The following is a 22,375-nucleotide window of genomic DNA, read 5'->3' as shown; positions in this document are numbered from 1 at the left end:
CCCGGGCTTCACCCGCGCGCGTACCTCGCCGCCATGGTGTGGAAGACCTCCTTCGGCTCCCACCTGGTGTCATCGAGCATCCTGACCACGCCGTAGGAACCCAGGTCGCGGTCGCCCGGCCGCGCGTATCCCGCGAACGTGAACCAGAACGCGCTGTCGATGCCCTCCTCTTCGAAGACGTCGAGGAGTTCGGTGAAGTAGCGGACCTGCTCGCCTTCGTCGCGTACGGCGCCGTCAGGAACGGTCCAGGCCATCCCGCCGCGCCGCCCCGCCCCCTGGTAGGCGCAGGTGCCGAACTCGGTGACCGCGACCGGCTTGCCGTGCTTGGTGTGCGCGCGGATCTCCTCGCGGAAGTGGGTGGCGTTGTGGTCGGCACGGTAGGCGTCCACGCCTACGAGGTCGAACGGGCTCCAGTCAAGGAACTCCCACGGCGCCGAGGCGTAGGTGATCCGCCCACCGAACCGCTTCCGCGCGCCCGCCGCCGACTCGGCGAGGAAGGCGTTCAGCCGCTCCAGCATCGGCCCGAGCTCCGACCAGTCCCCGGATGCGCCGTAGGACATCAGCGTGTCCATCCGGTCCATGAGCGTCTCACCGCGCAGGAACCCTTTCGCGAAGCCGCTGGCCTCACAGCCCATGACGTAGACGACCTCGGCTCCCGACCGGCGGAGGTTTTCCGCACGCTCTGCGCACTCGGCGAAGTACGGCAGCATCTCCTCGGTGGTCAGCTCGCAGGGGAAGGGCGCGAACCACACCTCCAGACCCGCCGCGGCGGCGTGCTCGGCGGCGATGCTGAGCCGGTCGGGGTCACCACCGGAGACGCGTACGGCGGTGCAGTGCAGTTCATCGGCGATGACCCGCAACTCGCGGCGCACCACCTCTGGGTCGAACACCTCACGGGAGCTGCTGCCGCCGGGGTAGAAGCCGGTGTCGTAGTTGATTCCTCTCGCGCGCATCGTGACTCCTTGGCGGTCGTCTGGACAGGGCTCGTGGGTAGGGGGCGTGGGTTGGCGAGCGGCCGTTCTCAGCGGGTGAACCGGTCACCGAACCCGCGTTCCAGTAGGTCGAAGGCGAGCTCGATGTCCTCCACGAGCCGACGGCCCGCTTCCGGCAGCGGCATGCCCGAGGCCAGGCGGTTGAAGAACGCCTCCTTGAGGGCCAGGACGGCGGCCGAGATCTGTGCGGCCATCAGGGAGGCGGTCAGGTCGTCCACCTGGCACTCGGTCGAGCCAGTGAGAGCCTGCGCGAGCGCGAGCCGCTCGCCGTACTGGATCCGGTTGACGCCCGCGACCAGCGTCGGGCTCTCGGTGATGACCTGCATCATCGCGATCAATGCCTCGGGTTCGACATCGCCGGGTTCGGCCGCGAACGCTCGATAGTGCGCACGCAGCGCGTCGAGCGGCGACTGCCCCGGCTGCCGCTCGGCCACGACCTTCGGCACGTCATCGTCGGCTACCGCGTGCAGCACCAAGGAGTCCTTGGTCGGGAAGTAGGTGAACAGCGTGACTTTGGCGACCCCTGCCGCCTCGGCGATCTCGTTGACGGTCACGGACTCGAAGCCGCGTTCGGCGAAGAGGCGCATCGCCGCCTCGGCGATCGCCTGCCGCGTCTGCTGCTTCTTGCGCTCTCTGAGTCCGGCCACGAGGTGACCATAAGCCGAACCGGGTTCAAAAACAAACCGGGTTCGGTTTTCTGTCGGAGCCCCGGCGGGCGAGCGCCACCAGGTGATCAGCGGCCGCGGACGCACCGCCAGCGGTCCTGAACGACTCCCGCACCCGTCGCGCGCCCACGCGGTAGCCGGGTTGCCCGAGCACCTCGTCGATCGCCCGGCCGAGGTGGTCGGACGTCGCCCGGCCAAACCGCAGCCGGATACCAGCGCCGGCGTCGACGACCTGCTGGGCGATCACCGGCTGGTCGTCCCGGATCGGCGCGACCACCAGCGGCAGGCCGTGGAACAGCGACTCACAGACCGTGTTGTGGCCCGCGTGGCAGACGACGGCCTCGACGTGCGGGAGCAGGGCGAGTTGCGGAACCCGCCGCACAAGAAGCACGTTCGGCGGCGCACCGTCGACTCCGCCGGTCGGATCGACGACGACGGCCCGCAGTCCCGGCCGCTCCCTCAGTGCCCGCAGGCACGCGTCCAGGAACCTCACGCCGACGTCCGCGTTCACCGTCCCGAGGGTCACCAGGATCACCGGGTCCGGGTGGGGGTGGGCCCGGAAGGGCGAAGCCCGACCGGGGCCGGAACCACACTGCGGGTGGGCCCGGACGGGCGAGGCCCGACCGGGGCCGGAACCACACGGCGACGCGAGCCACGACCACGGAAACTCGCCGTCGTCGGCTTCCGGCCGGGGCGCGATCGACGGACCGACGAAGCGGAGTACGCCAGGAAGCGAAGGCCCCGCGCCCAAGGCCTCCAGCCGGATCTCCCCGACCAGCTCACGCGTACTGAACGCCAGCACCAGGTGCGGGGAGAACCTCGGATCATGTCCGGCCGGAACGCCGTGCCGTGCACCGAACTCCGCGAGCAGCGCGGCCAACCAGGACCCGACCTTCGGCATGTCGGCAAGCGGGCCGGCGAGTTCGGCGGACGTCGTCGCGGAGGTGGCCCACGGGATTCCGAGCGCGGCACCCACCGCCGCGCCGGCGAGGGCCTGCTGGTCCACGACCAGGACGTCCGGTGCGAACGCGTCAACCGCCGCGCGGACGCCCGGAACCATCGCGTCGCCCAACGGGATCAGGAAGCGCTCCCACAGGAACCGCAGCGCCGCGACCCCGCGCAGGTCGGGCGGCCGGCCGGCGTGGGTGCCGTCGAGGGGCGGCAGCGCGCAGGCGAAGACCAGAGCGTCGGGTCCCACCAACTGGCGTACGACCTCAGGACTTCCGGCCCAGGCGACCTCGTGCCCGAGTTCGACAAGCCGCGCGGCGACACCGACCGTGGGGTTGACGTGGCCCGCCAGCGGCGGCACCACGAAGAGGAACCTACTCACCTCGCGCCGGCTCCGGCAGCGAGCGCTGGAGTCCGGTCGCCGATCCACGGGAGTACGACGTCGAGCACGGTGTCGGGCACCTCGACCAGCACCGAATGCGCCTGGTCGGGGATGACCACCGTCGAACAGCCGGGCAGCACGCTCTCAAGCCAGGGCGCCTGGGCGGCCAGGTCGGACCGTTCGCCGTACAACGCCAGCACCGGGCAGGTGAGCGAAGCGACCTGCCGCGGCGAGAGGAGCCGGCTGGTCGGCACCTCCCAGGCGACCGTGGTGGAGTGCAGCATCTTCGCCGCCGACCGCGCGAGCCGGGCGGTGTGGGCGCCGTGGCGCTCGGCGATCCAGGTGTTCGCCTCGTCGGACCCGAGTTGCGCCGTGGCACGCAGCAGGTTGCCGGCCATCTTCACCGGCCAGGTCTCGCCCGGCGGCTCGGACTCGATGACCACCAGTCCCGCCACCCGGTCCGGATACCTGGCCGCGAACGTGAATGCGACGGTGCCGCCGAAGGAGTTCCCGATCAGGTGCACCGGGCCCTCGATTCCGAGGGCGTCCAGCAGCCCGGACAGGTCGGCGACGAAGTTGTCCAGGCGGTAGCCGGCTGGCGGGCGGTCGGACCGGCCATGCCCGCGCAGGTCGTACATCACGACGTCGAGCCCGGCGTCGGCGAAGGGCTTCGCGAGGGTGAAGTAGAAACTCGCCAGGCTGTCGGTGCCGATGCCGTGCAGGCAGACCAGCGTCGCCGGCGCCTCGCCGAACGTCCGGCCAGGTGGCGCCATCGTCTGTACGTGCTGGGAGATCCCGTTGGCGAGGATCTTCACCGCTCAGCCCCCCGCTGGCTGGTCGGACCCGGAGTTCAGGGACACGGCGACGTAGTCGACGAGGCTGCCGACGTTCAACGCGATGATCTGCTCGAGGTCGAGGTCGGCGATGAACTCCGCGAAGTTCACCCGGCGGCCGTACCGCTGCTCCAACTCCCCCGCGAGAGTCACCAGGTCGATGCTCTCCATCTCCAGGTCACCCTGGAACGTACTCGTGCGGGTGATCTCCAGGTCGTCCACGTCGTACTCCGCGAGAACCTTGCGGAGCATGCGGGTGATCTCCTCGAAGACCACCTTGGGCGTCGCTTCCTCGATGCTGACGTTCACGCGTCCTTACTCCTGCCTGCTGTGCTTCTCGGTCGTCGGGCCTTCGGTCCAGGCGACGACGTACTGCCGTTCGGGTAGGTCATCGGGATTGGCGATCCGGGCACACCTGACCGGGTAGATCCGGCGTTGCCCGGGCCGCTCCGGGCCGCTCGCCGGCTCCATCGGCTCCATCGGCTCCACTGGTTCCACTGGTTCCACCGCGACCGCAAGCGCGTCCTCCGTGGCCGACACCACCGCGAACCGCCGCGGGCGACCACGCAACCCGGTGCCCTCCGCCTTGGACACCGCCTCCTTCGCGGCCCAGAACCTGGTGAACCACACGCGTTCCGGCTCGGTCGAGTCCGCGCACACCTGGGCCAGCAGCGCCGACTCGGCGGGCCCGAGGGCGACGGCATGGGTCGCCGCCGTCCGGTCGACGATCTGCTCGACGTCAATGCCGACACCAGGGCTGGACGCGTCCTCGCAGCGGCGGACGAGCGCCACCCCCACCTCGGCGCAGTGGGCGAGCGAGACGTCGAGGTCGCCAAGGTCCCGGCCGTGCAGGCCGGCGACGTGTGGCCGACCGGTCTCGTCGTTGGAAACCCGCACCTCGGCGGGGAAGATCGGCCCGGCGCCCTCGTCCCACAGCAGGGTGCGGACGGCGTCCTTGACCGCGAACCGCCCGAGCAGCCACTGCCGCCGCCCTCGGGGCGGGCAGCGTTCCAGCTCGGCGCGCTCGCCGGCACTGAGCAGCTTGCGGGTGAACAGATCGCGGGAGGCCAGGTCGGGCCAGCGTTCGAAGACCACGCACCAGTCCCCCGGCTGGCGACGGGCCAGCGTCGTGCGCTCGGGGAACCGCTCCACGCCGAGCGTCTCGGGATGGCTGTCGAACCTCCGGTCGACCCAGCCGTCGAACGCCGCCCACACCCGGCCGCCGAGGATCAGCTGGGCGTCGGCGACGAGCTCGGTCTCGGTGACCGACCGGATCCGGATGACGCAGTCGAGTCGCGTGGCGGCGGGTGGGTGGGGGCCGAAGAACCTTATGCGTCCCATCCGTACCGGGAACACGACCTTGCGGGTCGAGTGGGTCGCCATGATCCAGTAGCCGAGCAGCTGGCCCACGTTGTCGAGCAGCGCGCCGGGTGCTGACGGCGTGGTGAGGACGCCGCGCACGTGGGTGTCGGCGATCACCTGGATCTCGGCCACGCCCTGGAACTTCCGGTCGTGGAACATCCACCGCTCGGTGTAAAGCTGGGCGGCACTGATCTCGGGGGCGCGTTCGGTCGCGGGATCCGGAGCCCAGGGAGCCGGCAGGTCATGTGGATGGCTCGGCGCGAGGTCGATCACGGCGTGGGCGTACGAGCCGAACGCCGCCCGCACCCGGCGTACGCCGGAAGGTCCGGGACCCGTAGGGCCGGCCGCCTCGGGCCCTGACGTGGGGACCGGCGTGACCGTGACCGGGACGTCGACGGACGGCTCGGCCACCACCCAGCGGTGGAACCGCGCGTCGTGGATCGCGACCGCCCGCATACCCGGGAGGTACTCCTCCGCGGCCGCCATCAGGTGGTGGAGCACCGTCGTCGCCGGTACCACCGGGAACCTGTCGGTGAGGTCGGGCCACCCCGCACGCTGGCGGAAGAAGCAATGGTCGAGAAGGTACGGCATGGTCGCGGTCGAGACCGTCAGAACGGTCTCCATGGGACGGCGGGGAGCCGCGGGAACGGGCGCGGACCGCGCGCTACCCGCTCCGAGAACGGCGACGGCGCTGTAGGCCGTCTCACGCAGGAGGTTCGCGAGTTCGGCGGCGATCGGATGGCGGCCCGCGAGGTGGTCCAGCGGGGCAAGCCGATCCGGGGCCATCGGCGTACGACCGGCAGGTAGATTCCCGCCCGGCGCGTTCTCTGCAGGCGCATCCCCAGCCAGCAGGTCGGACGCCCCGTCGCCCAGCGAGACCAGCGCACCGCCGAGGTCCAGGCGTACCGCCCTCGTCCGGCTCTCCGAGGACATGACCCCCCGATCCGGCGCCGGCCGCAGCGGCCGAAGGTCGGGGGCGCCGCCTTCCACCCACAGCGCGGTGGCCACCCGGTGGAGTTGGGCCACACCAGTGCGCTGCGGGACGTTGACCGGGACGGCGAGATGGTCACGTCCGGCCAGAACGTCACTGATCACCGACGCCAGATGCCCGGTGCCCACCTGGACGAAGACCCGGGCGCCGGCGGCGTACATCCCCTCGATCATCGGCCGGAAACGCACGGGCTCCAGCAGATGCCGCAGGAACAACGCGCGTACCTCAGCCGGATCCTCGGGGTACGGCGCGGTGGTGGTCGCCGACCACACCGGGACCTCCGGGCGATGGAGTTCGAAGCCGTCGACCGCCGCCTCGATCGGGCCGAGGTAGGGCGCGAGCATCGGCGTGTGGAAGCCGCTACGGAACGGCAGGACCTGGCACAGCACGTTCTGGCGGCGGAACCAGCGGACCAGCGACTCGACCTCCGCCTCGGGGCCACAGACGATCGACTGGTTGGGCGCGTTGTCGTGGGAGAGTACGACGCCGGGCCGGTCGGCCAGCGCGGCGCTGACCCGGTCGACACCAGCGCCGATGGCGGCGAAGACCAGTCCGGGTACCCGCAGCGAGTCCGGGTCGAAGGACGCCAGAAACTCATCGACCGCCGCGCCCGACTGCAGCCCCGAGCAGATCATCGCCGTCCACTCGCCGACGCTGTGTCCGGCCACCAGGTCGGGCCGGATGCCGATGCCGCGAAGGGCGCGGTCCAGCAGCCGTCCCACCTCGACGACGCCGACGCCGTGCCGGCCGACGCTGGTCGCGGCATAGCGGCCGTCTCGGGTCACGACGTCGCTGGAGTCACCGGATCGTCCCGGCGTACCGAAGATCGCGGCGACGTCCTCCACCCGCGGGGAGAAGTCGGCCTCGAGGCCCGGGTAGACGAAGGCGATCCGGGCGCCTCCATCGCCGCCGAGCAGCGGCGCCGGGCTGAACCACACGTCGTTGCGTCCCCGCCACGCCTGCCCCTTGGCGACCACCCGCCGAGCCAGCGCGAGCCGCTTCGGTGTCGGATCGACAATGCCGAGCCGGCAACCGGGCGTGGCGTGGTGTGGATGGCGAAGCCCAGCCGCCCGCACCTCGGCGTCATCCTTCGAAAGAACCTCGGCCAGCGAAGCCGGATCAGGCGCCGCGAACCTCAGGACCTGCTCCGGCTCGGCCACCTCGACCACCTCGGCCACCTCGACCGGGCGGCCGCGCGACCGGGACGTGCCGTCGCCGTCCGGCGCCTGCTCCAGCACGACGTGGGCGTTGATGCCGCCGAAGCCGAACGCGTTGACGCCGGCGCGGCGCGGCCCATGCTCGGTCGTCCAGGGCTCCGCGGCGCTGATCGGGCGGAACCGCGTGCGCTTGAGCTCGGGATGGGGATCGTCGCAGTGCAGGGTCGGCAGCAGGACGCCTCGGTGGACGGCGAGCGCCGCCTTCACCAGTCCGGCCACACCCGCGGCCGGCATCGTGTGCCCGATCATCGACTTGACCGAACCGATCACCGCGCGTTCCCCGGCGCTCGCCGGCCCGAAGACGTCGGCCAGCGTGGCGAGTTCGGCGGTGTCGCCGGCCGGAGTGCCGGTGCCGTGGGCCTCCAGCAACCCGAGCGAGCCGGGCTGAGCCGGATCCAGGCCGGCCGCCGCCCACGCCGCCCTGACTGCCCGCGCCTGCCCGGCGGGTTCGGGATTGAACAGGCTCGCGCTGCGGCCGTCACTCGCCACCCCGGTCCCCCGGATGACCGCGTAGATCCGGTCGCCGTCGCGGGCCGCCTCCGCGAGCCGTTTGAGCACCACGACGCCGGTGCCCTCGCCGATGAGGATGCCGTCCGCGGCCCGGTCGAACGGCCGGATCTGTTCCCGGCGCGACAACGCCCGCAACTGCGCGAAGACGCTCCACAAGGTGATGTCGTGGCAGTGGTGGACGCCGCCCGCCAGCACCACGTCGCAGCGGCCACTGGCCAACTCCGCGACCGCGTGGTCGACCGCGATCAGCGAGGACGCGCAGGCGGCGTCGACGGTGTACGCCGGACCCCGCAGGTCCAGCCGGTTGGCGATCCGGGACGCGGCGAGGTTGGGTACGAGCCCGATCGCCGACTCCGGCTGGTGCGGTCCGAGCTGCTCGGTGAACGCCTCGCGTACCCGCTCCAGCTGATCCGAGCCCACGTCGGGAAGGAGGTCCCGCAGTGTCCGTACGAGCTGGTTGGCGGTGCGGACCCGCTGGTCGAGGCGTACCAACCCGGGCGTCAGGTAGCCGCCCCGGCCGACGACCACGCCGATCCGGTCGGGCGCGGGCAGCCGGTCGGGTCCGCCCGCGTCAGCGAGCGCGGCCGCCGCGACCCGCAGCGCGATCAGCTGGTCCGGCTCGGTGCCCGCCACCGACGTGGGCATGATGCCGAACCGGGCCGCGTCCACCTCGGCGAACTCGTCGATGAACCCGCCGCGCCGGCAGTACACCCGGTCAGCGCGGCCTTCCCCCGCCTCGGGGTCGTAGAAGCCGGCGTCCCAGCGGTGCGCCGGAACCTCGCTGATGGCGTCCACACCGTCGACGAGGTTGCGCCAGTACGCGTCCAGATCCGCCGCGCCCGGCAGCATCACCGCCATGCCGACGATCGCGACCTGCTCCCGCACGGCTCACCACCCCGACGCGGTGTAGACCACGGCGGAGGTGGACGGCTCACCCCAGGCCAGCTCGCGGAGCAGGCTCAGCGTGCCCTCCTCAGGGTCGATCAGCTCGATCCCCCGCCGGGCGTACTCCTGCCGCAGCTCGGGCGTGACCATGCCGCTGTGCCTGGCCGCCGGCGCCCAGGGTCCCCAGTGCACGGTGAGGCAGCGCGCGCCGGTCCGTGCGGACCACTGCTCGCCCAGCACCTCCAGCGCGTCGTTGGCCGCGGCGTAGTCTGACTGCCCGCGGTTGCCGAGAACGCCGGCGATGCTGCCGAACAGCACCGCGAACCCGGGCAGGTTCGGCAGCTCCTCCAATGCGGCCAGCACCGAGCGCGCGCCGTCGACCTTGGTGCCGAAGACCCGCCGGAACGACTCCGCGTCCTTCTCCACCAGCAGGCGATCCTCGATCACACCCGCCGCGTAGACGACACCGTCCAGCCGGCCGTGCTCGGTCTGGATCTCCTTGATGAGCTGGTGGACGGCCTCACTGTCGCGGACGTCGACCGCGTGGTAGCGCGCCCGGCTCCCTAGCGTGCTGAGCTCGGCGAGGGTGGCCGCGACCTCCCGGCCGGCAAGGATCTGGTCGGCGGTGCGCTCGATCTCCGCCGGTGTCCGCAGGCCGCGGGCGATCAGCGCGGCCCGCAGTGCGGTCCGGTCAGTCGCGGCGGCCAGCTCGGGTTCTTCGGCGTCGGCCGGTAGTGGCGTACGACCGACGAGCTCGAGCCGGCAGCGGCTGGCCGTCGCGAACGCCGCCGCGACCTGTGCGGTGATCCCCCGGGCGCCACCGAACAACACGACCACCGCGTCGCGGTCCAGGCCGAGCGCCTGGGCCTCCGCCGTACCGTCACCGGCCGGGCCGGCTCCGGTGCTGGCCAGTCCGCCGAGCGCCGCCCCGACCGGCTCGAAGCCGTACCTCGCGCCGCCCGCGCGGGCCACCACCGGCGCCTGGTCGCCGGCGAGCAGCTCGTCGACCAGCATCCGGGCGACCTCGGTCGGCGGCGCCGACGCGTCGACCTCGACCGCCTTCGCCGTGATCTGGGGGTACTCCCGCGCGATCGTGCGGAACAACCCGCGCAACCCGGCCGGGCGCTCCAGCCCGCTGGCGGACGCCGCGAGCAGCCAGCGCGGCGGCTGCCGCAGCGTCGTCTGGAGGTCGCCGAAGAGCTCGGGCAGCAGCCACTCGTCCGTGGGTACCAGTCCGCCGAGGTGGATCACCCCGTCGACCGGCTCCGTGTCCCCTCCCCGCACGATCGCGCCGTACGACTGGAGCAGTGCGGTCACCTCGCCCGCGGCAGCGGTCTCTCCGCCCACCACCGTGAAGGCGGCGCCGGCCAGCGTCTGCTCGGGCGGCAGCGAGGCCGCCTGGAGTGCGACCCGCTGGGGTACGAGGCGCTTCGGGGGTACGCCGGAAGCCGGCTGCAGCTCTTCCGTGCCTTCCGGCGTTCCGCCGGTGGACTCGGGCGTTTCGAACCTGCTCGTCAACCAGTCCGCGATCGTTCGCGCCGTGCGTGCCTTGGCGAGGTCCTCCAGCTCGGAGTCGTCGAGCTGGCCCGCCAGCTGGTTGCCCGCGCCCAACCGCAGGACGATCTCGCCCGCGATCTCGGTGCGCTTGATCGAGTCGATCGAAAGGTCCGCCTCCAGATCGAGGTCCAGCTCGATCATGTCGGTGGGATAGCCGGTGCGTTCGCTGATGATCTGGAGCACCATCGCCGCCAGGTCGGCGGCCGCCGCGGGCGATGCCGGCGTACGTGACGTCTCGTGACCCGACGGCTCCGCGTCCGCTGCCGGAGTGGGTACGGCTGGCGCCGATGCGGTGGGCATCGGCACGACCGGCGCGGCTTCGGCGACCACTCCGCCGTTCGCCGGCAAAGTCGCCGCCGTGCCCGGGCCGGGTTGCCAGACCAGCTGCCCGGCCGGCGGCGTACCAAGGTAGGCGAGCAGCACGTCGCGCTGCGCCGCCACCATCTCCCGGCTGGTCCGGAGGTACTCCGCCAGCAGGGCGTCCCGGTCACCAGAAACACCGGCACCAGAAACACCGGCACCCGGCACACCGGCACCAGTCGAAGCGGCACCCATCGGATCGAGTCTGGTCAACATCGCCTCCGGAACACGTCGTGCGGGGGTCAGGCCACCCGGGATGTAGGCGCCGTCGCGGGTACGCACCAGCTGGCCGTCCACGGTCCAGCCCGGCTGCGCGGGCGGCGTCCGGCCGCTGACGTCGCGCGCGTCGCGGCCCTCGAAGAGCCAGCCGGTCCGCAGGGGAACGCCGGCGACCGCGAGCTGCGCGACTCCGGCGAGGAAACTCCGCAGGCCGGTACCCGGCCGCGTGGTCGTGCGAGGTGGGGGCGGGCCCGGACGGGCGGTACCCGTGACGGGCTGGATCGACACAGCGTCGAAGGCCACCGTCACGTGCGGCCGGTCGCCGAGGATCGCGTCCACCAGCCGGCTGAGCACGCGACCTGGCCCCGCCTCGACGAAGACGCGGGCCCCGCTGGCGTACATCGCCTCGATCTGGTCGACGAACCGCACCGGCGCACCGACCTGGGCGGCGAGTTCGGCCCGGACGTCGGCCACCGAGGCGCCGTACGGCGCGGCCGTGCGGTTGGACCAGACCGGAATCTCCGGCGCCCGCAGCGGCAGGTCCGCGAGGACGGCGCCGAAGGTCGTCGTCGCCCCAGCCACCACCGGGCTGTGGAACGCGCACGCGACCGGGATCCGCTTGGCGGCGAGGCCCGCGTCGCGCAGCGCGCGTACGGCGTCCTCGACCCGCTCCGTCGGCCCGGACACGACCACCTGCCGGGGCGCGTTCTGGTTGGCGGGTACGACGTCGCCGGACAGGCCGGCGGTCTGGAGTACGCCGACCACCTCGTCGAGGGTCGCCGACACCGCCGCCATCGCGCCCGGGTCGTCCCCGGCCGCTGCCAGGATGGCCCCGGCCCGTTCCTCGCTCAGCGTCAGCAGGGTGCGCGGGTCAAAGGCGCCGGCGCTGCAGAGCGCGACCAGCTCGCCGTAGCTGTGTCCGGCCGCCAGGTCGGGGCGTACGCCAAGCCGGTCGAGGAGGTGCTCGACGGCGAGCCCGGTGATGCCGAGGACCGGCTGCGCCACCCGGGTGTCGCGGACCCGATCCTCCTGCGCCCGTGCCCGCTCGGGATCGAACGCCGCCGGCGGATACAGCAGGTCGGCCCACTCCCGGCGGTGAAGTCGCAGGTAGTGCTGGAGTTCCGGGAACGCCACGAAGAGATCTGCCAGCATCCCCGGCCGCTGGCTGCCCTGGCCCGGAAAGAGGAACGCGACCTCGCCGGCCGCCTCGATGGCTCCGTGCTCCGGTGACGGCGGCTGCGGCTGGAACAACCCCGCCACCGGATCGTGCTCGCCCGCCAGCGCCCGCCGCAGCAGCTCAGCCAGGTGGTCGAGGTCATCCACGACCACCGCGACCTGGACCCGCTCGTCCCTCGCGTCGAAACGTCGGGAGGTGGTGTGCGCGAGATCCCGGAGCCGCCAGGGCCGCCCGCTGGCGTCGTTGGCGGCAAGGAGGTCGAGCAGCGCCTGGACACCGGAATGCGCGGCCCGCCGGTCGGCGCCCCGGAAGCAGAACAGCTCCGCCGGCCAGGTCGCCTGTCCGTGCCGCGGCTCGGTCCCGCCGTCGTACGCGCGCAGGACGACGTGGAAGTTGGTCCCCCCGAAGCCGAACGCACTCACCCCCGCGATCCGCTCGGCAGGCGGCGCGGGCCACGGCCGGCTCTCGGTGTGGAACGCGAACGGGCTGGTGTCGGAGTCCCAGGCGGGGTTGGGGTTGTCGAGGTGGATGGTCGGCGGCTTGACCCCGGCGTACACCGCCATCGCGGCCTTGATCAGCCCGGCGAGTCCGGCCGCACACTTGGTGTGGCCGATCTGCGACTTCACCGAACCCAGCGCACAGCGGCCAGGCGCCGCACCGGCCTCGGTGAACACCGCGGTGAGCGTCTGCAGTTCGGTACGGTCACCGACCACGGTCCCGGTGCCGTGCGCCTCGACCAGTCCGACCTCCGACGGCGCGATCCGGGCGTTGGCGTACGCGCGTTCCAGCGCCCGGCGCTGCCCGTCGGGGCGGGGCGCGGTCAGACCCAGCGCCTTACCGTCGCTGGCGCTGCCGACTCCCTTGATCACCGCGTAGATCCGGTCGCCGTCGCGTTCGGCGTCGGCCAGCCGCTTGAGGACGACGCACGCGACGCCCTCGCCGAGCGCGATGCCGTCCGCCGTACTGTCGAACGTCCGCGACCGCCCGGTCGGCGACAGCGCATGCACCGCCGAGAACATCAGGTAGTCGTTGATGCCGTTGTGCAGGTCCGCGCCGCCGCACAGCACCAGGTCACTGGTGCCGTTCGTCAGCTCCTTGCAGGCCACGTCGACGGCGGCGAGCGATGACGCGCAGGCCGCGTCGACGGTGTAGTTGGCGCCGCCGAGGTCGAGCCGGTTGGCGATCCGGCCGGCGATGACGTTGGCCAGGACGCCGGGGAACGAGTCTTCGGTGAGCCGGGGCAGTTGCTCGTCGAGGGCGGGGGGCAGTTCGCCGAGGTACGCCGGCAGGAGGGTACGCAGCACCCCGGCGTTGGAGAGGTCACTGCCGGCTTCGGCGCCGAAGACGACGGAGGTGCGGTCGTGCTGGTGGCCGGGCCCGGCGTACCCCGCGTCCGCCAAAGCCCGGCGGGCGACCTCGAGGGCCAGGAGCTGGGTGGGCTCGATGCTGGCCAGGGCCGCCGGAGGTATGCCGTACGCCAACGGATCGAACGGCACCGGCGGGAGGAAGCCGCCCCACTTCGACGGCGTGCGGTCACCGGACTCGCCGTAATAGGTGTCGACGTCCCAGCGGTCCGCTGGGACCTCCGTCACCGCGTCGGCGCCGCTCAGCACGGTCGCCCAGAAGTCCGCGAGGTCGGGCGAGCGCGGGAACACGCACGCCATGCCGACGATCGCGACGTCGACCGGCGGGGGCGGCTCGATGCCGGCGGCCGGCTCCTCGATCCGCAGCTCGCGGCGGAGCCGCTCCGTCCGCGCGGCATGGAACTCCGCCGCGCCGGTGGTGGCCGCGCGGTGCAGGTCCTTGACACCGGTTACCTCGGAACGAAGGGCGGCCACCTGGCCCGCCATGAACAGCCCGTCGGTGACCTGGCCGTCCGGATCGACTGGCACGAGCGTCGCACCGTCGCGGCGCAGGCCCTTGCTGGCGATCCGAAGCCGGCCGACGTTGAGCTGCTCGAGTCGTTCCCAGACCTCCCGGTCCGGCAGCCCTTCCGCCGTCAACTCGGCCTTGCGTTGCTGGAAGCTCGCGGTGAAGGCGCTGGCCACGCCGCGGGTCGCGTGACCGGGCGCGGTCTCGAGCAGGTCGGTGCGTTCGGCCTGGAGGACCTGCTGCTGGAACGCCGGCTGGATGGCGCCGTAGCGCACGGCTTCGGCGGTGAAGAGGTACGCAGTGCCCATGAGGACGCCCACCCGCACGCCACGCGCGGCCAGCGGCGCCGCCATCGTGGCGACCATCGCGGCCGAGCGGGCGTCGTGAATGCCGCCCGCGAACAGCAGCTGGAGCTCCTGCGCCGCGTCAGGTTCCCCGGCGAGGAAGTCGTCGAGAACGCCCAGCTGGGCCTCCCACAGCGGGAAGCTGGCCCGGGGCCCGACGTGGCCGCCGCACTCTGATCCTTCGAAGACGAACTTCCGGGCACCGCTCCGCACGAACTGCTCGAGCAGCCCGGGTGAGGGTACGTGGAGGTACGTCGTGATGCCGGCGTCCTCCAGCGCCTTCGCCTGCGCGGGACGGCCGCCGGCGATGATGGCGCAGGTCGGCCTGACCTCCTCGATCACGCGTAGTTGCGCGGTCCTGGTCTCCTCGGGAGCGAAGCCGAGGATGCCGACCCCCCAGGGTCGCTCGCCCAGCTCGGCCCGGGTTTCGGTCAGCAGCGCCCGCGTCGACGCCTCGTCGGACAGTGCCAGGGCGAGGAACGGCAGCCCGCCGGCACCCGCCACCGCACCCGCGAACCCGGGCTGGTCACTGACCCTCGTCATCGGCCCCTGCACCACCGGCAGGCCGATGCCGTGCGCGGTCGCGAACGACGAGCCGGGCCGCAGCGCCGTCTGCGGCGTACCCGCGTCCCGCGCCGCGTCCAGGATCGCGTCGCGGACCGCGCGTACGGTCGTACCCACGTCGCCGAAACGCTCCGCGAACCGCGCGGCGAGGAATCCGTCCTGGCCGACGGGCAGCGGGTCCAACCGCGGCGTCCGCGCGCCGGCACGCCTGGGAAGGAGACGGTGGCCGTCGACAAGGACCGTCTCCGAGCCGTCCATCGTGTGGATCGCGGCGGCGACGTCCGCGGGGAGCTCGGACTCGGCCAGCAGCGCGAGCTGGGAGTCGAGGACCACGCCGGCCGCGCCGCCGACGACGCTGGCCGCCGCGGTCCGTAGGCCGATCCCGCCGGCCACCCACACCGGAAGCGACAGATGCTCCAGCGCCAGCACCTGCTGGAGGAGGACGAACGAGCTGAGTTCGCCGACCCGGCCGCCGCTCTCGTTGCCCCTGACGACCAGCCCGTGCGCCCCGGCGGCCGCGGCCGCGAGCGCCTCGTCCCTGCTGGTCACCTCGGCGAGTACGCGGTAGTGACCGGCGAGTGCCGCCGGGTCCCATGGCGAACTTTCCTCGACGATCGCGCCAAGCAGCACCGTGTCGACCCGCGCGGACGTACCCACCAGTGCCTGCTCGAGGTCGTCGGGGACGAGGGCACACCCGGGTCTCACGCGTACGCCGAACGCGCCCGGCGCCCACCTCGCGGTCAGCTCCAGCGCGCGGCGGGCCCGCCGGTCACCGCCCGCGAGGTCCAGCACACCAAGCCCGCCAGCTCGGCTCACCGCGGCGGCGAGGCGTGCCTGGGGCTCTCCGCACGGACTCACGCCGAGGACGAGGTCGCGCCTGGCCGTGGGGCCGGTCATGCGTACTCCTTCCACATGCGGACAAGACGTTGGTTGGCAGCCGGGATCGAACGCTGGCCGCGGATCCGCCGGTAGTTCCGAGCCCCCGCTCGGCGAAACCACAGTTATAGGGGATGACCATGAGCTGCCATCAAGGCAAAAACATTACTTCTGGGTAAAATCGGGCGCACCGGATCTTAGCTGCCCAAAGCGAACGTCGCGAAATGCGGAGACAACCGCGCTGTGACAGAGCGTGGTCTCAGCTGCCGTAGGCTGGGCCGCCCGCTCGGGAGCGACCACCTGCCGCCTGGACCGGGCCGAGGCACCCTCGGCAAGGGAGTCGAGCAGGACGGCGAGGACCGGAGGAAACCCACATGGCGCGAACGCCCGCCGCAGCGTGGCCGCACTCGCTACGCGAGGTCGGCCTGTCGGTGACCGAGCAACTCGGCGCCGGCATGGAAGGCGTGGTGTACGCCCTGGCCGATGGCACGGTCGCGAAGGTCTGGGCCCGGCAAGGGTTCGAGGACCTGCTCCGCCTGCAGGCGTTCTATGCCGATCTCGCCTCCGCCGATCTTCCCTTCGCCACCCCGCGGATCCATCAGGTGATGGTTGTCGACGGGGTGAGCGTCACGATCGAACGCCGACTCACCGGGCGGCCGCTCTCTGAGTTCATCTCCGACGACGCGCCGTCTGACCGTGCCCTTCACACGTTCGTCGACGTGCTCGGAGCGTTGCGCGGCATCGCGCCGACCTCGGCGACCCGGGCGCTGTCCGTCCTGGACGAGCCGTCGCCGTTCTACGCCGACCCCGACGACTCGTGGCCGGATGCGCTGGCACGGCTGCTCGCCCGCCGCGTGGACACCTATGGCGAGCACTTCCGGCGTTCGGTCGAGGACTTCGAGGCGCTGTACGCGCGGGTCGTCGCCGCGCTCCAGGCTCTGCCCACCCCCGACAGCGCCGTCCTGCACGGCGACCTGTGTACGCCCAACCTGCTCGTGGACGACAACCTTCGCGTGGTGAGCGTGCTCGACTGGGGGTTCCTCACGACGGCTGGCGACCCGGCGTTCGACGCGAGCCTCGGCGCCGGCTTCTTCGACATGTACGGGCCACGGGCACGTGCCATTGACGAGCAGCTCACCGACTGGCTGTGTGCGGAGTTCGGTTACTCCCGGGCGCGGCTCCACCTCTACCGCGCGGCGTACGCGATCGCGGGTGCCCACGCGTACGACCCCGCCGGCGCCGACGGCCACTTCGCCTGGTGCGTCGACCAGCTGAACCGCCCCGACCTGCGGGCCAGCCTGCGATAGGGGTGCTCCGCCCGAGCAGGGCTCCTGGTCGCCGCCTGCTGTGTGAGGCGCCAAATGATCACGTATACGTGATCATTGCGGGCCTTGCCCAAGCGGTCCGGCTTACAGCTCGCAGCCCACGAGCACGGGTTCGTTGACGAGCTCGATGCCGAACGCCGCACGGACGCCCGCGCGGATCTCCCGGGCCAGCGCCAGCAGGTCTGCCGTCGCCGCGGCACCCCGGTTGGTCAGCGCGAGGGTGTGTTTGGACGACAGCTGGGCCGGCCCGTCGCCGTACCCCTTACCAAAGCCCGCCCGCTCGATCAGCCAGGCGGCGCTGGTCTTGACCTGCCCGTCCTCGCCCGGCCAGCGCGGCGCCTCGACCGGCAGCTTCTCGGCCACCTCCGCGGACACGACCGGGTTGGTGAAGAACGACCCGGCGCTCCAGGTGTCGTGGTCGCCCGCATCGAGCACCATGCCCTTGCCCCGCCGCAGGCCGAGCACGGCGGCGCGCACGTCCGGCAACGGCGCCCGCTCCCCCTGCTCCACGCCGAGGGTCCGGGCGAGTTCGGCGTACCGCACCGGCGCGCCGAGCTCCCCGAGTCGGAACTGAAAGACCACCTCGAGGACGACGTACCGCCCAGGCGCCCGCTTGAACCTGCTCATGCGGTAGCCGAAGTCGCAGTCGGCCAGCGGGAGGGTACGAATCGCGGACTCGCCGCGGTCCCAGACCCGGACCTGTGCGATCGTCTGGGCCACCTCCTGGCCGTAGGCGCCGACGTTCTGGATCGGCGCTCCCCCGGCCCGACCAGGGATGCCGGACAGCGCCTCGACACCGACCCAGCCCTCCGCGACCGCGCACTGGACGAACTCGTCCCAGTCCTCGCCCGCCGCGACCCGCACCGTCACACCACCACAGGTGCTCGCCGACTCGACCCGCACACCGCGCGCCAGGACACGGACGACGGTGCCAGGGAAGCCTTCGTCGGCGACGACGAGATTGCTGCCCCCGCCAAGGACCAGCAGCGGCTCGCCAGCCGCGTCGCAGGCCCGGACCGCCTCGACGAGGCTGTCGACGTCAGAGACCTCGACCAGTCGTTTGGCCGGCCCACCGAGGCGGAGCGTGGTGAGTTCGGAGAAGGGTACGTCGAAGCGTTCGTGCACAGCGGATCCGTCCGGTCTGGTCAGGTGAGGCGGACGACTGCCCGGGCCGCGCCGAAGACCTTGCCGCCTTCGGCGACGGCGGTCAGGTCGACGCGCGCCGTGCCGTTCTCCAACCTCTCGGCAACCTTCCCGCCGAACGTCACCGCCACGCCCTCCTCGGTGTCGGGAACGACGATCGGACGGCTGAACCGCACGGAGTAGTCCACGACCCGCGCCGGGTCGCCGAGCCAGTCGGTGAGTACGCGGCCCGCCAGCGCCATCGTGAGCATCCCGTGCGAGATCACGTCAGGAAGGCCGACCTCCTGGGCGACCCGCGCGTTCCAGTGGATCGGGTTGAAGTCACCCGAAGCACCGGCGTACCGCACCAGGTCGGCCCGTCGCAGGTGGATCGTGAGAGACGGCAGCTCCGTCCCCTTCTCCACCGCCTCAAAAGTCACAGCGCTCATGCTTCCGCCTCCCCGCGGTGGACGATCGAGGCGGAGGCCGTGCAGACCGGCTCGCCGTCGACCGTGGTGATCGCCGTCCGGGTCAGGATCAGGTCAGCGCCAGCCACCTGGCGTACTCCCTCCACCGTCAGCGTCGCGGCCAGCCGGTCGCCCGGGTGCAGCGGACGGGTGTAGCTGAACTTCTGGTCGGCATGGACCACCCGGTGCAGGGCCACGCCCGCTTCGGGGTCATCGAAGAGTTGGTTGAGGAGGCCGAACGCCACCACGATCGGGAACGTCGGAGGCGCGACCACATCGGTGTGGCCGAATGCCTTCGCCACCTCCGGGTCGCGGTAGACGGGGTTGGGATCACCGATCGCGTCGGCGAACTCGCGGATCTTTTCGCGGCCGACTTCGTACGGCGTCCGCGTGGAGTAGGCGCGGCCTACGAGGGCGTCGACGGGCATGTCGCGACCGTACCCGAGCAGCCCCGCCGGGCACGAGCGGCCACCCCGTAACGCGTCAGGCAAGAACGAACGCACGCAAAAGGGGCCGCTCCCGCATCACACGGGGCGGCCCTGGCAACCGAAACGCTCAGTCCCGGACGAATCGACCATCCGTAACGGACAAGTAGGCGCGAAGCGTCGCCGACCTCTCGACCGTCAACGAACCGCTTCGACTAGCGGGTCTCGCGGTGAGCGCGGTGCGTGCGGCAGCGCGGGCAGAACTTCTTCAGTTCGAGCCGGTCGGGGTCGTTACGGCGGTTCTTCTTCGTGATGTAGTTGCGCTCCTTGCACTCAGTGCACGCCATGGTGATCTTCGGGCGAACGTCGGAGCTCTTGCTAGCCACGGGATGCCTCTTGTGATCTGTCGGGGCGGGGGTTCCAGGGGGTCGCCTCCCTGGCTTGCGGGTAGTTCCAGGGGGACGAACCCCTGGAACTAACACTGCGGGCCCGGCGCAGTTGGCTGAGAGCCAACAAGCACACAAACCCACCTCGTAGCGGTGGCCGGACTCGAACCGGCGACACAGCGATTATGAGCCGCTTGCTCTACCGTCTGAGCTACACCGCCGCCGGACCGGGTGACCGCTCTGAGAGCGGTTCCGGCCGCAGAGCCCCAATACGGAATCGAACCGTAGACCTTCTCCTTACCATGGAGACGCTCTGCCGACTGAGCTATTGGGGCGAGCGACAACCGAGGATACAAGAGCCTCGAACCGGATCGGTAGTCGGATACCCGGCGGGTGTCACCGAACATGCGATCCAGGACCGGCGAGACGTCGTCGGTCCTTCGAGGCCCTGTCTCAGCAGCCTCGGACACTTTACGCGGTCAGATCGTTCCCGGCCACGTCGGCCACCTCCCCATCGGCCCGATGCAGGGCCACGCTGTCCCCGCCGTCCCCGAGGGTGGCCACGGACAGGCCGTTGTAGCAGCGGTCCGGCATGTCCGTACCCGCCCCGCTGTAGACCTCGAGGGTGCCCCCAGCCGGGATCACGTAGCTCGGCGGGATCCACAGCCGGTCGCCGGGATCGTCCCGTACGTACCACCCGCCGACATCGACCGGCCCGCTGGAGACGTTCCGCAGGACGACGTGTTCGGTCTCTCCGGATCCCGCGACCCGCTCGATGACCACGCTCGCCGGACCTGGCACCGGTTCGCCGCGTTCGATCACCTGGCGCGCGACCGCGGGGTAGTTCTGGATGAGGGCGTCGGCTCCCAGCGCGACGAGGGACGCGACGGCGACCGGGCCGTTCGGGATCCAGAACGCCGTCTTGAGCCCGGCCGCCCGCATGCGTACGACGTCGCCCGGCCGCAGCCGCCGATGGTCGGGGATGAAGTACTCCAGCCAGCCGGCCAGGTGGCGCAGCGTCGCGTCGTCCGGGACCGTCTCGGACAGGCCGCCGAGGGGGACCGCGTGGTCGATCTCCGCGGCGAACTTCGCCAGCGCCTCGTGGTTGAACGACGTCACCTTCACCCGCCGCGCCCGGTCGGGCGACGTGAGCCAGTCGCCCGGCGCGGATCGCAGGACGTCGGCGACCGCCTGCTCGAGGTCCGGGTGGCGTTCGGGGCTCTTCAGCTCGAGCCAGAGGCCGAGGCCCTCCTCCCGGAGGGTGTCGAGCGCTTCGGCGAACGTCGGGATGCGCTCGCCGGCGTACCGCTCGTCGAACCACGAACCCGCGTCCAGCTTCCGGAGCTCCTCCAGCGTGAAGTCACCCACGTGCCAGGGCGCGCGGTCGGGAAAGAGCTGGACGGCGTTGGTCGTCCGGGCGAGCGAGGTGTCGTGGATCAGGACGGGTACGCCGTCACTGCTGAGGACCACGTCGAGTTCGACGAAGTGTGCGCGCTGCCGCGCCGCCTCCCGGATCGCCGCGAGGGTGTTCTCGGGTGCCATCCCGGACGCGCCGCGATGGGCGACGATGATCACCTCCCGCCGGCCGTTCGGCGACGGACTGGTTGAGCCGGCTGGTTCCCCGGACATCGAGCACACTCCTCCCCTGCCGCGGCCACACAGCCTGGCCGACTGACCGGTGCGGCGTCCACACGATGCCCACCTGCTGACCCGGCCGGGATCGGCCGCGCCGCGCACCTCCCCGGCCGGCGTTCCGGTGATCATGCTGAGGATCTCGGCACCGACCCGCCCGGCTCGATCTCAGAGGAGAAAGCTGTGCTGCCGTCGCTGAAGCCAGTAGCCACCCTTCGCCGGACCCTCCTCACCCTCACCGTCGCCGCCGCTGCGGCTGTCCTGCTCCAGGCCACCGACCCAGCGGCGAGCCGCGCCGACACGGCCAAGGCAGGTTCGACTCCGGCCGACGCGGCTCCGGCGACGTCGGGGTCGAACGAGCGGAAGAGCTTCACGCTCGTCGTGATTCCCGACACGCAGCTCGCCGTACAGAACAAACCCGAACTCTTCTACGCCCAGACGCAATGGATCCTGGACAACCAGAAGGCCCGCGACATCCGCTTCGTCATCCACGAAGGTGACATTGTCGAGTGGCCGTCGCGCCAGTCTGACTGGGAACGCGCGAAAGCCGCACTCCGCCGCCTCGACGGGAGGGTTCCCTATTCTCTCGCCGTGGGTAACCACGATCTCGACGCGTGGGCGTGCGAGCCGGCGGCGAGCTGTAATCCGTGGGCATCGATCGCGCTCGACCGCAGCGCCGACTATCTCAACACCTACTTCCCCCGCAGCCTCTTCGCGAGCTGGCGCTCGTTCGGCGGAACCTATCCCGAAGCCCTGGTGGACAACAGTTTCTTCACGTTCTCAGCCGCGGACGTCGACTGGCTCGTACTCTCGATCAAGTTCAATCCCACCGACGACGAACTCGCCTGGGCAGACCAGGTGGTGGCGGCGCACCCCGACCGCCAGGTGATCATCAACACTCACGAATACCAGAACGGCAGCACCAGAACGCCGATCGGCGACCGGATCTGGAACGCCGTCGCACGCAAGCACGCCACCGTGCGGTTCATCCTCTCCGGCCACTATGTCAACGCCGGCTTGCGGGTGGAAACCGGCGACCTCGGCAACCAGGTCTACGGCATCCAGGCCGACTACCAGACCTATTCGATCCCGAACGTCAACGAAAACGGCTACCTGCGGATCATGCGGATCCAGCCCCAGGCCGGGACCGTTATCGTCCGCACCTACTCGCCGTACTGCGCGCAGACCGGTGAATGCCCCGCGTACAAACAGGATCCGGCAAACGAGTTCACCCTCAACCAGATCGACTTCCCCACCCGCTGAC

Annotated in this window: 14 protein-coding genes and 2 tRNA genes; 2 read left to right on the top strand and 14 right to left on the bottom strand. The window is 71.5% G+C overall.

Annotated features, from left to right (window positions below):
* Positions 1-8: 8 nt before the first annotated feature.
* The 7 genes from B141_RS0112485 to B141_RS0112455 form a co-directional block, all read right to left on the bottom strand.
* Positions 9-953, bottom strand: a complete 945-nt coding sequence (locus B141_RS0112485) for a hypothetical protein (protein ID WP_020575505.1) — start codon at positions 951-953, stop codon at positions 9-11.
* A gap of 68 nt (positions 954-1,021) precedes the next feature.
* Positions 1,022-1,639 carry a TetR family transcriptional regulator gene (locus B141_RS0112480; RefSeq protein WP_020575504.1) on the bottom strand — a complete coding sequence of 206 codons (618 nt, stop codon included), beginning with the start codon at positions 1,637-1,639 and terminating at the stop codon, positions 1,022-1,024.
* 25 nt (positions 1,640-1,664) lie between these two features.
* Complete coding sequence (locus B141_RS40345) at positions 1,665-2,987, bottom strand: nucleotide disphospho-sugar-binding domain-containing protein (protein WP_040421144.1); 1,323 nt, start codon at positions 2,985-2,987, stop codon at positions 1,665-1,667.
* Positions 2,984-3,802, bottom strand: coding sequence for an alpha/beta fold hydrolase (locus B141_RS0112470; protein WP_020575502.1), 819 nt, complete (start codon positions 3,800-3,802; stop codon positions 2,984-2,986). The genes B141_RS40345 and B141_RS0112470 overlap by 4 nt, the downstream gene beginning before the upstream one ends.
* A gap of 3 nt (positions 3,803-3,805) precedes the next feature.
* Entirely contained in the window at positions 3,806-4,129 is a 324-nt protein-coding gene (locus B141_RS0112465; RefSeq protein WP_020575501.1) for an acyl carrier protein, read from the bottom strand.
* 6 nt (positions 4,130-4,135) lie between these two features.
* Positions 4,136-8,785: a type I polyketide synthase gene (locus B141_RS0112460; protein WP_020575500.1), complete on the bottom strand. Its 4,650-nt coding sequence runs from the start codon at positions 8,783-8,785 to the stop codon at positions 4,136-4,138.
* Positions 8,786-8,788: 3 nt separating this feature from the next.
* Positions 8,789-15,775: a type I polyketide synthase gene (locus tag B141_RS0112455; RefSeq protein WP_020575499.1), complete on the bottom strand. Its 6,987-nt coding sequence runs from the start codon at positions 15,773-15,775 to the stop codon at positions 8,789-8,791.
* Positions 15,776-16,128: 353 nt separating this feature from the next.
* Here B141_RS0112455 and B141_RS40340 point away from each other — a divergent pair, with 353 nt between their 5' ends.
* Positions 16,129-17,061 carry a phosphotransferase family protein gene (locus B141_RS40340; protein WP_020575498.1) on the top strand — a complete coding sequence of 311 codons (933 nt, stop codon included), beginning with the start codon at positions 16,129-16,131 and terminating at the stop codon, positions 17,059-17,061.
* A 102-nt stretch (positions 17,062-17,163) separates the two neighbouring features.
* Here B141_RS40340 and B141_RS0112445 read toward each other — a convergent pair whose 3' ends face one another.
* From B141_RS0112445 to B141_RS40335, 7 genes are all read right to left on the bottom strand, one after another.
* The gene (locus B141_RS0112445; protein ID WP_020575497.1) at positions 17,164-18,204 is read right to left on the bottom strand and encodes a UDP-N-acetylmuramate dehydrogenase; all 1,041 of its coding nucleotides are present in this window, start codon (positions 18,202-18,204) and stop codon (positions 17,164-17,166) included.
* Positions 18,205-18,224: 20 nt separating this feature from the next.
* Positions 18,225-18,650, bottom strand: coding sequence for a MaoC family dehydratase (locus B141_RS0112440; protein ID WP_020575496.1), 426 nt, complete (start codon positions 18,648-18,650; stop codon positions 18,225-18,227).
* Positions 18,647-19,096, bottom strand: a complete 450-nt coding sequence (locus tag B141_RS0112435) for an FAS1-like dehydratase domain-containing protein (RefSeq protein WP_020575495.1) — start codon at positions 19,094-19,096, stop codon at positions 18,647-18,649. Before B141_RS0112435 ends, B141_RS0112440 begins: the two co-directional genes overlap by 4 nt.
* Positions 19,097-19,308: 212 nt before the next feature.
* On the bottom strand, positions 19,309-19,479 hold the full coding sequence (gene rpmG, locus B141_RS0112430; protein ID WP_020575494.1) for a 50S ribosomal protein L33: 171 nt from the start codon (positions 19,477-19,479) through the stop codon (positions 19,309-19,311).
* A 148-nt stretch (positions 19,480-19,627) separates the two neighbouring features.
* A tRNA-Met gene (locus B141_RS0112425) sits at positions 19,628-19,700 on the bottom strand.
* A 41-nt stretch (positions 19,701-19,741) separates the two neighbouring features.
* Positions 19,742-19,814, bottom strand: a tRNA-Thr gene (locus B141_RS0112420).
* Between the two features lie 136 nt (positions 19,815-19,950).
* The gene (locus B141_RS40335) at positions 19,951-21,108 is read right to left on the bottom strand and encodes a glycerophosphodiester phosphodiesterase family protein (protein ID WP_020575493.1); all 1,158 of its coding nucleotides are present in this window, start codon (positions 21,106-21,108) and stop codon (positions 19,951-19,953) included.
* 186 nt (positions 21,109-21,294) lie between these two features.
* Between B141_RS40335 and B141_RS0112410 the strand changes: the two genes are divergently transcribed.
* A complete protein-coding gene (locus B141_RS0112410) occupies positions 21,295-22,374 on the top strand; it encodes a metallophosphoesterase (protein ID WP_020575492.1) in 1,080 nt (359 codons plus the stop codon).
* The last annotated feature ends 1 nt before the right edge of the window (position 22,375 follow it).

Source organism: Actinopolymorpha alba DSM 45243, from assembly GCF_000373925.1.
In the GTDB taxonomy this organism is placed as follows: Bacteria; Actinomycetota; Actinomycetes; order Propionibacteriales; family Actinopolymorphaceae; genus Actinopolymorpha; species Actinopolymorpha alba.
This window is presented reverse-complemented; position numbering and strand designations above follow the sequence as displayed.

Excerpts from the sequence above, each read along its gene's own strand:
- B141_RS0112485 (WP_020575505.1), bottom strand. The coding sequence starts at position 953 with ATGCGCGCGAGAGGAATCAACTACGACACCGGCTTCTACCCCGGCGGC.
- B141_RS0112455 (WP_020575499.1), bottom strand. The coding sequence starts at position 15,775 with ATGACCGGCCCCACGGCCAGGCGCGACCTCGTCCTCGGCGTGAGTCCG.
- B141_RS40340 (WP_020575498.1), top strand. The coding sequence starts at position 16,129 with ATGGCGCGAACGCCCGCCGCAGCGTGGCCGCACTCGCTACGCGAGGTC.
- B141_RS0112440 (WP_020575496.1), bottom strand. The coding sequence starts at position 18,650 with ATGAGCGCTGTGACTTTTGAGGCGGTGGAGAAGGGGACGGAGCTGCCG.
- B141_RS0112435 (WP_020575495.1), bottom strand. The coding sequence starts at position 19,096 with ATGCCCGTCGACGCCCTCGTAGGCCGCGCCTACTCCACGCGGACGCCG.
- B141_RS40335 (WP_020575493.1), bottom strand. The coding sequence starts at position 21,108 with ATGTCCGGGGAACCAGCCGGCTCAACCAGTCCGTCGCCGAACGGCCGG.